Source organism: Tersicoccus solisilvae (assembly GCF_014643255.1).
GTDB classification, from domain to species: domain Bacteria; phylum Actinomycetota; class Actinomycetes; order Actinomycetales; family Micrococcaceae; genus Tersicoccus; species Tersicoccus solisilvae.
This window is the reverse complement of the sequence record NZ_BMJI01000002.1, coordinates 122,074-134,874: the sequence shown is the minus strand read 5'-3', so window position 1 is coordinate 134,874 and position 12,801 is coordinate 122,074. Positions and strand designations below refer to the sequence as shown.

The window sequence follows — 12,801 nt, the reverse complement described above, 5'->3', positions numbered from 1 at the left end:
CGGGCGCGGGTGCCCCGGCGGCGAGCATCAGCCCGCGAGGATGCGGGAGAGATAACGGGCCACCGCACGCACGGCGGCCATGGAGGTCGGATAGTCCATCCGGGTGGGGCCGACCACCCCGAGCCGGGACGCGGACGCGGGCCCGTAGCCGGACGCGATGACCGAGGCCTCGCTGAGGGGCTCGTACGGGTTCTCGTGGCCGATGCGGACCGAGACACCGGCCTCGTCCTGTCCCATCTCCGACAACAACCGGAGCATGACGACCTGTTCCTCCAGCGCCTCGAGCACCGGCAGGATCGTCAGCGGGAAGTCGCGGGTGGCGCGCGCGAGGTTGGCGGTGCCGGCCATGACGATCCGGTCCTGGCCGGCGAAGCCGACGAGGGAGGTCACGGCCGCGGCGAGCCGGTCGAGCAGCCGCGCGCCGGGCCCGGTCCCGTCGTCCGGTGTCGGACCCCCACCCTCGGTCGTGTCCCCCGGCAGGCGCAACCGGCCGAGCATCGCCGGGACCTCGGTGAGCTGCCGGCCGTCGACCAGGCCGAGCAGCCGCGTGCGGGCGTCGGCCAGGTCCTCGACGGTCGCGGGCTCGTCCAGGGCCACCACCCGCTGCTCCACGTGCCCATTGCTGGCGATCAGCACCACGAGGGCGCGGTCCTCGGTCAGGGCGACGACGTCGAGGTGACGCACGTGGGCGCTGCCGATGGTGGGGTACTGGATCAGCGCCACCTGACGGGTGAGCTGGGCCAGCAGCCGGGCGGTCTTCTCCATCACGTCGTCGAGGTCGTTCGCCTCGTCGAGCAGCGTCTGGATGGCGCGGCGCTCGGCCGGGGACAGCGGCTTGACGTCGGAGATCCGGTCCACGAAGAGGCGGTAGCCCGCGTCGGTGGGCACACGCCCCGCGCTCGTGTGGGGCGCCACGATCAGGCCCTCCTCCTCGAGCACCGCCATGTCGTTGCGGATCGTGGCGGAGGAGACGCCGAGCCGGTGTCGGTCCACCAGCGCGCGGGAGCCGACCGGCTCACGGTACTGGACGTAGTCCTCGACGATCGCGCGCAGCACGTCCAGTCGTCGCGCATCGCTCACTGCCGCACCTCCTGGCGCTCTCGACGGTGCCTCGGTCACCCGCGGAGCACGCCGCGGGGCTGCATCCGGGTTAGCACTCGGGATGCTCAAGTGCCAAGTCTAGTACCTCGGCCCTCGCGGCATGCCCGTTGTTAGCATGGAGGCGCCCGCGGCCGGCCGGCCCGGCGCCGCCCCGCCCGCAACGGTGCGGGGCCCGACGACCGGGAACCCGGCGAGGCCAGGAGGACGTGTGCACGAGTACGGCTGGGGTCCGCAGGAGCTGACGACGTCGGGCGTCGGGCACCGGTCCGGGCGGGTCCGCCGCGAGGTGCCCGCGGTGCCCGCCCGGCGCGGACTCGTGCTCGAGGACAGCGCCAGCGGGTGGGTCGGCGAGCTGCTGCGGCTCGAGCGCACCGCCGGGATGGTCGTCATGGTGCTGGAGGGCCGCGGCGGGCGTACCCGTGCCTTCCCCCTCGGCCACGGGTTCCTGCTCGAGGGCCGGCCCGTCGAGATCGTGGACCCCGGCTCCGTCCGGACGACCGGCGCCGCGGCTCCGGCCGCCACCGCGCGCACCGCGTCCGGCTCGGTGCGGGCCGCCGCCCCCACCCAGGCGCGCGTCGCGCGGGCCAGCCGCATCTGGGTGGAGGGCAAGCACGACGCCGAGCTGGTCGAGAAGGTGTGGGGTGACGACCTGCGCGAGCAGGGCATCGTCGTCGAACCGCTCGGCGGCATCGACGACCTCGTCGACGCGATCCGCGACTTCGGTCCGGGCCCGGCGCGCCGGCTCGGCGTGCTCGTCGACCATCTCGTCCCCGGCAGCAAGGAGTCCCGGATCGCCGGCGACGCGATCCGGGTGCCCGGCGCGGCGGGCAACGTGCTCGTCGTCGGGCACCCCTACGTCGATGTCTGGCAGGTGATCAAACCGGCCGTCCTCGGCATCGACGCCTGGCCCGTGATCGCCCGTGGCCAGGACTGGAAGACCGGCATCCTCGCCGGCCTCGGCTGGCCGCACGGCGACCAGGCCGACGTCGCCCGCGGCTGGCAACGCCTTCTCGGTTCCGTGCACACCTACACCGACCTGGAGCCGGCGATGCTCGGCCGCGTCGAGGAGATCATCGACTTCCTCACGGCGACCGGCTGACCGCCGGTTTCTGGCGGCCGCGCCGCTTGACGTGGGGCCGCGCCACCGGTGCGCGGGCCGCGGCGGCCGCCCCGATACACTGGAGCCGGCGCGGACAGCCCCGGGTCCGTGCCGGCCAACGATCCGGCGGGCCGTCGTCGGCTCGCAGAGAGGCAGTCGTGTCGCAGACCCCCCGGCCCGAGAGCCCCGGCGCCCGCAGCCACGGCGAGGCGGGCGACTACACCGGTGTGCCGGCCCACGCCCTGCCGTTGACGGCGACCGAGGACCGCCAGTGGGCGACCCTGGCCCATTTCGGCGGCATCCTCGGCTGCATCCCGTCGCTGGTCATCTTCCTCGTCTTCCGGGAGCGCGGTCCGTTCACCGCGCAGGAGGCCGGGGAGGCCCTCAATTTCACCGCTCCACCCACCGTGATCGCCGTCGTCTGCAACGTGCTGGCCCTGATCCCGGTCATCGGCTGGATCTTCGCCCTGCTCGCCGCGGTGCTGTGGCTCGGGATCACGGTCTTCTCGGTGATCGGCGGCGTGCACGCCAACCGCGGCGAACCGTACCGGTATCCGGTCAATCTGCGTCTGCTCCGTCGCTGACGACCCCGCCGGCCCGCTCCCGCGGTCCGGCGTGTCCGGGCAGGGGCCCTCAGTCGTCGAGCAGGCGCCGCACGACGGCGTCGGCCAGCAGCCGCCCGCGCAGGGTGAGGCGCAGCGTGCCGGCGAAGGCCGCGGCCGGCTCGACCAGTTCCTCGGCGATCAACCCGGCCACCTGCCGGCGGCCGGCGGCGCCGAGCATGGCGACGGGCAGCCCCTCGGCGAGCCGGGCGCGCAGCATGACGTCCTCCACGTGGCGGGTCGCCGCGTCCAGCGTCTCCCGGCCCGCGGCCGGTGAGTCCCCGGCCGCCAGCCGGGCCGCGTAGGCGGTGGGGTGCTTGACGTTCCACCAGCGCACGCCTCCGACGTGGGAGTGGGCGCCGGGGCCGATGCCCCACCAGTCGCCGCTGCGCCAGTACGCGACGTTGTGCCGGCAGGCGTGGTCGGCCGTGCGCGCCCAGTTGCTCACCTCGTACCAGCCCATGCCGGCTTCGGTCAGCCGCGCGTTGGCGAGCTCGTACTTGGCGGCGTGATCGTCGTCGTCGACGTCGGGCACCTGCCCGCGGCGGATCCGCGCGGCCAGGCGTGTGCCCTCCTCGATGATCAGCGCGTAGGCCGAGAGGTGATCCGGCTCGCAGGCCAGGGCCGCGTCGAGGGAGCGTTCCCAGTCGGCCAGGCTCTCCCCCGGCGTGCCGTAGATCAGGTCCAGGCTCACGTCGAGGCCGGCGTCCCGGGCCCAGGCGACGGCCTGCGGCACGTTGTCCGGGTTGTGGGTGCGGTCCAGCACGGCCAGGACGTGCGGCACAGCGGACTGCATGCCGAAGGAGACGCGGGTGACGCCGGCGTCGGCCAGCCGGCGCAGGCTCTCCGGGGTGACCGAGTCGGGGTTCGCCTCGGTGGTGATCTCGACGTCGTCAGCGAACGTCCAGTGCGATCGGGCGGCGTCGAGGATGCCGATCAGGTCCCCGGCGGGCAGCAGGGTCGGCGTGCCGCCGCCGAAGAACACGGTGTGCACCGGCCGGCTCCCGACGCCGGCCTCGGTCAGCACGGTGGCCGCGAGGTCCACCTCGGCGACCGCCCGGGACGCGTACTCGGCCTGGCTGCCCCCGCCGCCGAGCTCGGTGGCGGTGTAGGTGTTGAAGTCGCAGTACCCGCAGCGCACCGCGCAGAACGGGATGTGCACGTAGAGGCTGAAGGTCCGGTCCCCGGCGCCGTCGGCGACGACGGCGGGCAGCCGGCCGTCGGCGGGCGCCGGGTCGGCCAGGGGTAGCGCACTGGGCATGGGGCTACTTCTTCGCCTTGTCCTTGTCCTTGCTGCCGCCGCCGCTGCCGCCGTCGTCGGACGAGAGCGCGGCGATGAACGCCTCCTGGGGAACTTCGACCCGGCCGACCATCTTCATCCGCTTCTTGCCCTCCTTCTGCTTCTCCAGCAGCTTGCGCTTGCGGGTGATGTCGCCGCCGTAGCACTTGGCGAGCACGTCCTTGCGGATCGCGCGGATGTTCTCGCGGGCGATGATGCGGGAGCCGATGGCCGCCTGGATGGGCACCTCGAACTGCTGGCGCGGGATCAGTTCGCGCAGCTTGCCGGTCATCATGACGCCGTAGGCGTAGGCCTTGTCCCGGTGCGTGATGGCGCTGAAGGCGTCGACCTGTTCGCCCTGCAGGAGGATGTCCACCTTGACCAGGTCGGCGGCCTCCTCGCCCTCGGCCTTCCAGTCCAGGGAGGCGTAGCCGCGGGTCTTCGACTTGAGCTGGTCGAAGAAGTCGAAGACGATCTCGGCGAGCGGCAGCCGGTAGCGCAGTTCGACGCGGTCCTCGGAGAGGTAGTCCATGCCCTTGAGCTGGCCGCGGCGGGCCTGGCACAGCTCCATGATGGCGCCGACGTAGTCGCTCGGGGCGAGGATGGTGGCGGCGACCATGGGCTCGCGCACCTCGGCGACCTTGCCCCCGGTGGGGAACTCGCTGGGATTGGTCACCACGGCCTCCGACCCGTCCTCCATCGTCACGTCGTAGACGACGTTGGGGGCGGTGGAGATGAGGTCGAGGTTGAACTCGCGCTCGAGCCGGTCGCGCGTGATCTCCAGGTGCAGCAGACCGAGGAAGCCGCAACGGAAGCCGAAGCCGAGCGCCGCGGAGGTCTCCGGCTCGTACACCAGCGCCGCGTCGTTGAGCTTGAGTTTGTCGAGCGCGTCCCGCAGGTCCGGGTAGTCCGACCCGTCCAGCGGGTACAGCCCGGAGAAGACCATCGGCTTCGGGTCCTCGTAGCCCCCGAGGGACTCGGTCGCGGGCTTCGCCAGGTCGGTGACGGTGTCACCGACCTTGGACTGGCGCACGTCCTTCACGCCGGTGATGAGGTAGCCGACCTCGCCGACGCCGAGCCCCTTCGTGGGGTTCGGCTCCGGGGAGATGACACCGATCTCGAGCAGCTCGTGGCTGGCGCGGGTCGACATCATCTGGATCCGCTGGCGTGGGGTCAGGGCGCCGTCGACCACGCGGACGTAGGTGACGACGCCGCGGTAGGAGTCGTACACGGAGTCGAAGATCATGGCGCGCGCGGGGGCGTCGGCGACACCGACCGGCGAGGGGATCTCGGCGACGATCCGATCGAGGAGCGCCTCGACACCGACGCCGGTCTTGCCCGAGACGAGCAGGACGTCCTCGGGGTCCCCGCCGATCAGGTTGGCCAGTTCCGCCGCGTACTTCTCCGGCTGCGCGGCGGGCAGGTCGATCTTGTTCAGCACCGGGATGATGGTCAGGTCGTTCTCCATGGCCAGGTACAGGTTGGCCAGCGTCTGCGCCTCGATGCCCTGGGCGGCGTCGACCAGCAGCAGCGCACCCTCGCACGCGGCGAGCGACCGGGACACCTCGTAGGTGAAGTCGACGTGGCCGGGCGTGTCGATCATGTTCAGCGCGTAGGCGGTGCCGTCGACCTCCCACGGCATGCGCACGGCCTGCGACTTGATGGTGATGCCGCGTTCGCGCTCGATGTCCATCCGGTCCAGGTACTGGGCCTTCATGTCCCGCGGCTGAACCACGCCGGTGGCCTGCAGCATCCGGTCGGCCAGGGTGGACTTGCCGTGGTCGATGTGCGCGATGATGCAGAAGTTCCGGAGGATCTCCGGGGCGGTCTCGGCGGGCACCGGTGCGGTGCGTGCCAGCGGTGACACGAATAGCCCTCACTCAGGACGGATGGCGGACGGGGGTGGCCGACGACGCGGCGATTCACCCTCCAGTCTCCCACGAAGCGCACGGCCCACCGCCCGGGCGGCACGCCCGGGCGGGCATCACCGCCGCGGCGTGCTCCTCTGCTAGACTTGACCGCTGTGTGTCCGTTGGTCGACGGGCACGACCCGGGTCGAACCGCCACTACGGTGCCCCACGCCGTTCTCAGTCTTCTCGACCCACTGCCCTCAGACCACACACCCGTTTTCCCGCAGGAAAGAGATCAGCACGTGGCCAACATCAAGTCCCAGAAGAAGCGCATCCTCACCAACGAGAAGGCGCGTCTGCGCAACAACTCGTACAAGTCGGAGCTGAAGACCGCCATCCGCGCGGTGCACTCGGCCCTGACCGCCGGCGACAAGGAGGCCGCCACCTCGGCCCTGAAGAACGCCAGCAAGAAGCTGGACAAGGCCGTCAGCAAGGGCGTCATCCACAAGAACAACGCGGCGAACCGCAAGTCCTCGATCGCCAAGCAGGTCTCCAGCCTCTGAGCTGAAGGACGCGGCGTCCCCGGCAGCGAGACTGCACTGCACCGGAGACGAGAGCCAGGTGGCCCGGACCGTTCGGTCCGGGCCACTGCTGTGTCCGGGGGCCGTCGCGGTGTGCTCCCCCGGGCGAGCGGCGTCAGGCGCGTCCCGCGGCGATCAGCATGACGGCGCTCTCGACGGCGTACTCCGGGTCGCGCGACTCGCCCTTGACCTGGGCGTCGGCGGCGGCCAAGGCGGTCAGGGCCGCGGCCAGGTGCTCCTCGGTGAAGCGGGACGCCTCCCGCCGGGCCTGATCGATCTGCCAGGGCGCCATCGACAGCTGACCGGCCAGCGCCTGGGACGACCCGCGCACCCCGTAGACCTTGGCGACGGCGCGGACCTTCATCGCCAGGGCCGCGACCAGGGGCACCGGGTCGACGCCCGTGGCGAAGGCGTGCCGCAGGGTCGCCAGCGCGCGGACGCTGTTGCCGGAGAGAGCGGCGTCGGCCACCTTGAACGCGGTCGCCTCGACCCGGCCGCCGTAGTAACGCTCGACGGTGTCGGCGTCCACGGTGGTCTCCGTGTCGGAGACCAGCTGCTCGCACGCCCCCGCCAGCTCCGGCAGGCTGGATCCGACGGCGTTGACGAGGGCTCGCACGGCGTCGACCTCGATCCGCCGGCGGGCGGCCCGGAACTCCCCCGTGACGAAGTCCATCTTGTCGCTGTCCCGCTTGAGCGGCTGACAGTCGATCGTGGGCACGCCGGCGGCTCGCAGCGCGTCCAGCAACTTCTTCCCCCGGTTCCCCCCGGCGTGCCAGAGCACGAGGAAGACCTCGGGCTCCGGGTCGGCCACGTAGGCCAGGGCGTCGGTGAGGAAGTCGTCGGTCATCGCGGCCAGTCCCCCCACCTCCAGCAGGATGGTCTCCCCGAACAGGGACGGACTGGCGACCATGGTCAGCTGGCCGGCGGCGTAGGTCGAGGCGTCGAGCTGCTGGACCTGCAGGTCCGCGCCGTTCTCCCGCAACTGCGCCCGGATTCGCAGGCGCGCGCGCTGCGCCAGCAGGTCCTCCGCGCCGCTGAGCAGCACGACGGGGGCGGCGGCGGCCTCCCGCCAGGGGACCAGGGCCGGGGCCCTGCCGCGGGACGCGGTGGTGGAGCGAGCGGCCACGGCGGTGTCCTCCTCGGGACGGACGGCGGTATCGAGCGGACGTGTGCCGGCCCGATCGGCGGTTCGGCGACGTCGCTTCCGAGCATGTCACGGGCCACCGACACGACGCCAACGTGCGGGCCGCCCGCACGCCCGGGGCCCGATGTCACGGCGGCAGGCGTCACGGCGGCAGGGCTGTGGCGACCACCCGGTCGGCGGTGCGGCGCACGGTGGCGCCGCCACGCTGGTCCGTGCGCCAGACCGTGGCGCCGATGCCCCGGGCATGGTCGAGGACGGCCGCGGCCGGGTGCCCGTACTCGTTGTCTCGGCCCACGGAGACGAGGGCGAGCGGTGCACGCACGGCGTCGAGCAGCGCGGTGCCGCCGTTGCGGGCACCGTGGTGCGCCAGTTTGATGACGTCGACCCCCCGCAGCGCGGCCGAGGTTCCGGGTGCCCTCAGCAGGGCGGCCGCCGCGTCCTCCTCCAGATCCCCGGTGAGCAGCACCCGCAGCGGCGGACCGCCGGCGGCCGCGATGTCGACCCGCAGGACGACGCTGTTGTCGTTCTCGTCGCCGACGGGACGGGGGGACAGGGGCCACAGCACCGACCAGCTCACCGCGCCCACGCTGCCGTGTGCGGGCGCCTGCAGCCGATCGACCGGCGTCGCGGTCCGACCGAGCAGCGCGGCGACCGGCGGCGCGAGGGTCGCGTCCGCGGCGGAGACGAGCACCCGCTGCGGCACGCGGCCTCGTACCGCCTCGGCCAGACCGCCGTAGTGGTCGTCGTGCTGATGGGTGAGCACGACCGCGGCGAGGCGCCGCACCCCCAACCGGTCCAGGCAGCGCGCCATGGCCGGCCCGGGCGGCCCGCTGTCGACGAGCATCGCCGTCCCCTCGCCCGCCCGCAGGACCAGGCCGTCGCCCTGCCCCACGTCGCACACGGCCAACTGCCACTCCCCGGCGGCGGGCACCGCTGTCGTGAAGGCCGCGGTGCCGGCCGCCACCAGCCCGAGGCCGCTAGTCACCACCGCGGTCCGCACCAGCAGCCGGGCACCGGCGCGACCCCCCGACGGGATCGGCCGCAGGATGCGGGGCGTCCTGCCCGGGGGTGGGCGCAGCGCCTCGTCGACGCGACGCCGCGCCGGTGCGGGACGGACCGGATGCGGCGATCGGGCGGGCGGACCCGTCGCACGGGGCCCGCGGGCCCTGCGGCGCGCCGCCCAGAGCAGGACGCCGGTGGCCAGCGCCGAGGCAACGGCCAGCAGTGCCGCGCCGGCGGGGCCGTCGGGCCACGGGAGTGTGGCGGCGGGCGCCGCGGCCGCGGTCCGGGCGACGGCGGCGATGGCGTCCGCTCCGCTCGCGGCGACCTGCAGCGGGAGCGCCGCGAGCGGTGCCCACGCGGACCCGAGCAGCACGGCGGTCGACCCGGCCACGGTGACCACCGGAACGAGCGGGGCCACGAGCGCGTTCGCCACCACCCCCCAGGTGCTCACGCCGGGCTGGACGAGCAGGAGCAGCGGGGCGCAGGCGAGCTGTGCCGCGAGCGGGGCGGCGATCAGTCGGATCACCGGCACGGGCACTCGGGCCGCCGGCCCCGCGGGCAGCAGGGCGGTCACGGCGCCACCGATCGGCCCGCACAGCCCGACCAGGGCAGCGGTCGCCACCACCGACAGGGCGAAGCCGAGCGCCGTCGCCAGGTACGGGTCGACCAGCAGGAGCACTCCCACCGCCGTGCACAGCATCGCGACCGGCGTCCGGCCCCGGCCCGAGATGACGGCGACGACGCCGACGGCGCCCATCACCGCGGCCCGCAGCACGCTCGGGTCCGGCCCGACCACCAGCACGAACGCGGCCAAGGCGGCCAGCGCACCGGGAACGAGCGACCACCGGGGCAGACGCAGGAGGACCCCGAGGCCGAGCACACAGCCGAGGACGATCGTGCAGTTGGTGCCGCTCACCGCGGTCAGGTGGGTCAGGGAGGCGGTGCGCATCACGGTGCGCAGCTCCTCGCCCAGGGGCGTCCGGTCGCCGAGCACCAGTCCCGGGACGAGCTGCCCCGCATCCGGCGATCGCGCGGCGCTCCGCTCGCGCAGCTGCCATCGGATCGTGGCGGCGAGGTCCTCGCCCGGTCCGGGTGCGACCAGGACGCGTGGCGGCGCACTGGCGCGCAGGAACGCCGCCTCCCGTGCCCCGGGCGCGGTTGCCGCGAGCCTGCCGGCGACGCGCACGGTCTGCCCGGGCCGGACGGTCCTCCACCGGTCGTCGCCGACGACCAGCACCGGCGTCGACGCGGAGAAGCGCGCACCGGCGGCGGTCGCCGCGGTGATCGTGCCCCGCACCAGCAGCTGCGCGTCCCGGGGTGTCCCGGCGTCCGGCCGGAGCGGGTGAGGTTCCTCGGACACCACCAGGTCGGCGGTCACGGCGCGGCCCGCGACGATGGCCGCGCCGATCGGTCCGGCCCGTTGCGTGTCGTGAGCCATCCGCCCGGTCCCGAGGGCCGCACCGGCCAGGAGCAGCAGGGCGGCGCCGGCCAGCAGCGACGCTCGCCGTCGTGTCCGCACAGGCGAAGGAGAGCCCGACGCGACCAGTGCCACGACGAGCACGGCGATTCCTGCCACCGCGGCGGCGACGAGGGCCCATCCCACCGCATCCGGCACCGTCACGGCCGTGGCGGTGCCCGCCCAGATCACCGCGGCCGGCGCGATCAACCGCAGGTCCCAGCGCCGCTCGCGGTCGGCCACCGCGCGCGCCGGTTCCCGCGCCCGGACCGCCCGTGCTCGTTCCCGCACCCTGTCCCGCTCCCCGGAAGGGGGTCGAGGCGCGGCGGGCCGGGTAGGCGCGCCCGCGCTCACGGCCGCCGCTCCCCCCGGGTCAGGACCGCGGCTGGCCGCCTCGGCCAGCCGGCGCCACGCAGGATCGGCTCGCCGGTTCATCCCGTCGTCACCAGCGGACGCAGATCGGCCATCATCTTCTCGCCGATGCCGGGCACGGCATCCAGGTCGTCGACGCCGCCGAATGGGCCGTGCTCGGTGCGCCACGCGACGATGCGCTGTGCCAGCACCGGACCGACCCGGGGAAGCGAGTCCAGGCCGGCCACGTCGGCCGTGTTGATGTTCACCGGTGCCGCCACGGAGCCCGGTCCCGGACCGGTGACGCCCGGACTCGCCGGCACCGGACCGGCCGCCGAACCAGGACTCGGGGTTGCCCCTGCCTCGTTCCCACCGGTGCCCGGCGCGGGGCCGGGTACCGTCGCGGACGCGCCGCTCGTGGCCTCCTCGCCCGCGGCCGGCACGTGGATCTGTGTCCCGTCCTGAGCCGGGGCGGCCAGGTTGATCGCGTCCAGGCGGGCCCCCGGCAGGGCCCCACCCGCCGCCGCCACGGCGTCGGCGACGCGACCGCCCGGGGCCACCCGGACCACGCCGGGCCGACGCACGGCTCCGGTCACGTGGACCACCACCCGGCTCTCGCCCGTCGAACCCGATGCCACCGCGGCCGGGTCCCCGGCGGCGCCGGGCGCGCCCGGCGCCGCCGGCGACCCGGTCTGCTGCCCGCGCGGCGGTGATCCTGGAGACGGTGATCCCGGCGACGGCGATCCCGGCGACGACTCCGCCTGCGCCGAACCCGCCGGCGGCGACGCGGTCGCCGCCGCGCCGGCGGCCCCGGCAGCCGTCACCGGCTGCACGCTGATGTCCGCGGCGGGGGCGAGGAGCGCCCGCACCACCAGCACGACCGCGATCACCGCCAGGACCGCGGCGGCCCCGGCGCCGATGCGCCAGACCACCCGCGGTGCGCCGCCACGCTCCGCACGCCGGCGATACCGTGTCGCGGGACCGTCGCCGTCGAGCACGCCGACGCCGTCGACCCCGTCGACGGCCCCCTCGTCGACCACGGTGTCACGGTCATCCGCGTCGTACGCGTCCTCGACATGATCACCGCGGTTCGCGTCCGGCCATGGGTCCAGGCCCTCGCCGTCGGGCGGCTCGCCCACTCCGTCGCTCGCGTCACGGCCACCGACCTGCCGGATCAGGGCCGCGCTCCTCCTCCCCCGGCGCCCGATGCCACGCGCGAAGCCGAACTCCTCCTCGGGGGTGACGTCACCATCGTCGCCGTCCACGCGCGCCCACGTCTCGCGGGACCGTGTTTCGCGGGATGGTGTCTCGCGGGACGGTGTCTCGCGGGATGGTGTGTCGCGGAATAGCGCCTTCCGGGACGGCGGCGGCGGATCGGGCATGTCCCCACGCTAGGAAGCCCACCACCGGGCCGGTGCCGGACGAGTCCCGACTGTGGATTCAGTCGCGGTCCGGTGGCCCTGGGGAGGGAGAAGCCGCCGGCCCGGTGACGACGCCGAGCACCCCGAGCCCGACGTGGGCGGCCAGCACGGACGGCAGGCGGGAGACCACCGGGCGCACGCCCGTGAGTTCGGTCAGCCGCTCCGCCAGCTCCTCGGCCTCGGCGACGTTGCCGAAGTGGTGCACCGCGCACTCACGGCCGGCGGACGGCGGCGCCGCGGCGAGGTCGGCCGCGGCCAGCGCCTCGAGCCGCCGGACCGCCCGGGCGGCCGCGCGGATCCGCTCGACGGGCACCACCACGCCGTCGGCGATCTGCAGCAGCGGCTTGATGGCGAGCACCCCGCCGATCCACGCGGCCGCACCTCCGACCCGGCCGCCGCGGCGCAGCGTCTCGAGGCTGGGCACGTAGAACCGCACGCGGTGCCGCTCGGACGTCCGGCGGGCGGCGGCCGCCACCGCCCCGGGGGTCGCCCCTGCGGCGGCCGCCGCGCAGGCGTCGCGGACGGCATAGCCCAGTGCCATCCCGGCGGTCCCGGAATCGATCACCGAGACGGGGACGGGCACGCGGCCGGCCGCCCAGCGGGCGGAGTCGACGGTGCCGGACAGTCCCGAGGAGAGGTGGATCGAGACGATGTGGTCGTGCCCCGCCTCGGCCAGGCGCCGGTACACGGCCTCCACGGCGCCGGGCGACGGCCGGGAGGTGGCCACGGGACGGCCCGACGCCAGGGCGAGCTCCAGCGCGGTCGGCGGGCCCGGCGGCAGGGGGACGCCGTCCACGGTCACCGGCAGGTCCAGCACGATCAGCCCGTGCTCGGTCTCCAGGGAGGCGCGCAGGTCGTCGGGCAGGCCGGCGGCGGCGTCGGTGACCACGGCCACCGGCGGCACTGACCCGCGCC

10 protein-coding genes are annotated in these 12,801 nt (G+C 74.5%); 3 read left to right on the top strand and 7 right to left on the bottom strand.

Going from position 1 to position 12,801, the window contains the following annotated elements; translation table 11 throughout:
• Nucleotides 1-27: 27 nt before the first annotated feature.
• Entirely contained in the window at nt 28-1,080 is a 1,053-nt protein-coding gene (gene hrcA, locus IEX22_RS03515; protein WP_188666345.1) for a heat-inducible transcriptional repressor HrcA, read from the bottom strand.
• 229 nt (nt 1,081-1,309) lie between these two features.
• Between hrcA and IEX22_RS03510 the strand changes: the two genes are divergently transcribed.
• Nucleotides 1,310-2,200, top strand: a complete 891-nt coding sequence (locus IEX22_RS03510) for a DUF3097 family protein (protein ID WP_438816582.1) — start codon at nt 1,310-1,312, stop codon at nt 2,198-2,200.
• A gap of 158 nt (nt 2,201-2,358) precedes the next feature.
• Nucleotides 2,359-2,784 carry a DUF4870 domain-containing protein gene (locus IEX22_RS03505; RefSeq protein WP_188666343.1) on the top strand — a complete coding sequence of 142 codons (426 nt, stop codon included), beginning with the start codon at nt 2,359-2,361 and terminating at the stop codon, nt 2,782-2,784.
• 49 nt (nt 2,785-2,833) lie between these two features.
• Here the strand turns inward: IEX22_RS03505 and hemW are convergent, their stop codons facing one another.
• Both hemW and lepA read right to left on the bottom strand, forming a co-directional pair.
• Entirely contained in the window at nt 2,834-4,063 is a 1,230-nt protein-coding gene (hemW, locus tag IEX22_RS03500; protein ID WP_188666341.1) for a radical SAM family heme chaperone HemW, read from the bottom strand.
• 4 nt (nt 4,064-4,067) lie between these two features.
• Nucleotides 4,068-5,948 carry a translation elongation factor 4 gene (gene lepA / locus IEX22_RS03495; RefSeq protein ID WP_188666339.1) on the bottom strand — a complete coding sequence of 627 codons (1,881 nt, stop codon included), beginning with the start codon at nt 5,946-5,948 and terminating at the stop codon, nt 4,068-4,070.
• A 285-nt stretch (nt 5,949-6,233) separates the two neighbouring features.
• Here lepA and rpsT point away from each other — a divergent pair, with 285 nt between their 5' ends.
• Entirely contained in the window at nt 6,234-6,494 is a 261-nt protein-coding gene (rpsT, locus tag IEX22_RS03490) for a 30S ribosomal protein S20 (RefSeq protein WP_188666338.1), read from the top strand.
• 133 nt (nt 6,495-6,627) lie between these two features.
• On the opposite strand, the gene holA is transcribed toward rpsT, so the two are convergent.
• The 4 genes from holA to IEX22_RS03470 form a co-directional block, all read right to left on the bottom strand.
• A complete protein-coding gene (holA, locus tag IEX22_RS03485; protein ID WP_188666337.1) occupies nt 6,628-7,638 on the bottom strand; it encodes a DNA polymerase III subunit delta in 1,011 nt (336 codons plus the stop codon).
• Between the two features lie 160 nt (nt 7,639-7,798).
• On the bottom strand, nt 7,799-10,405 hold the full coding sequence (locus IEX22_RS03480; protein ID WP_188666336.1) for a ComEC/Rec2 family competence protein: 2,607 nt from the start codon (nt 10,403-10,405) through the stop codon (nt 7,799-7,801).
• A 140-nt stretch (nt 10,406-10,545) separates the two neighbouring features.
• Nucleotides 10,546-11,730 carry a ComEA family DNA-binding protein gene (locus IEX22_RS03475; RefSeq protein WP_188666335.1) on the bottom strand — a complete coding sequence of 395 codons (1,185 nt, stop codon included), beginning with the start codon at nt 11,728-11,730 and terminating at the stop codon, nt 10,546-10,548.
• Nucleotides 11,731-11,905: 175 nt separating this feature from the next.
• Nucleotides 11,906-12,781: a DegV family protein gene (locus tag IEX22_RS03470; RefSeq protein WP_188666334.1), complete on the bottom strand. Its 876-nt coding sequence runs from the start codon at nt 12,779-12,781 to the stop codon at nt 11,906-11,908.
• Nucleotides 12,782-12,801 lie beyond the last annotated feature (20 nt).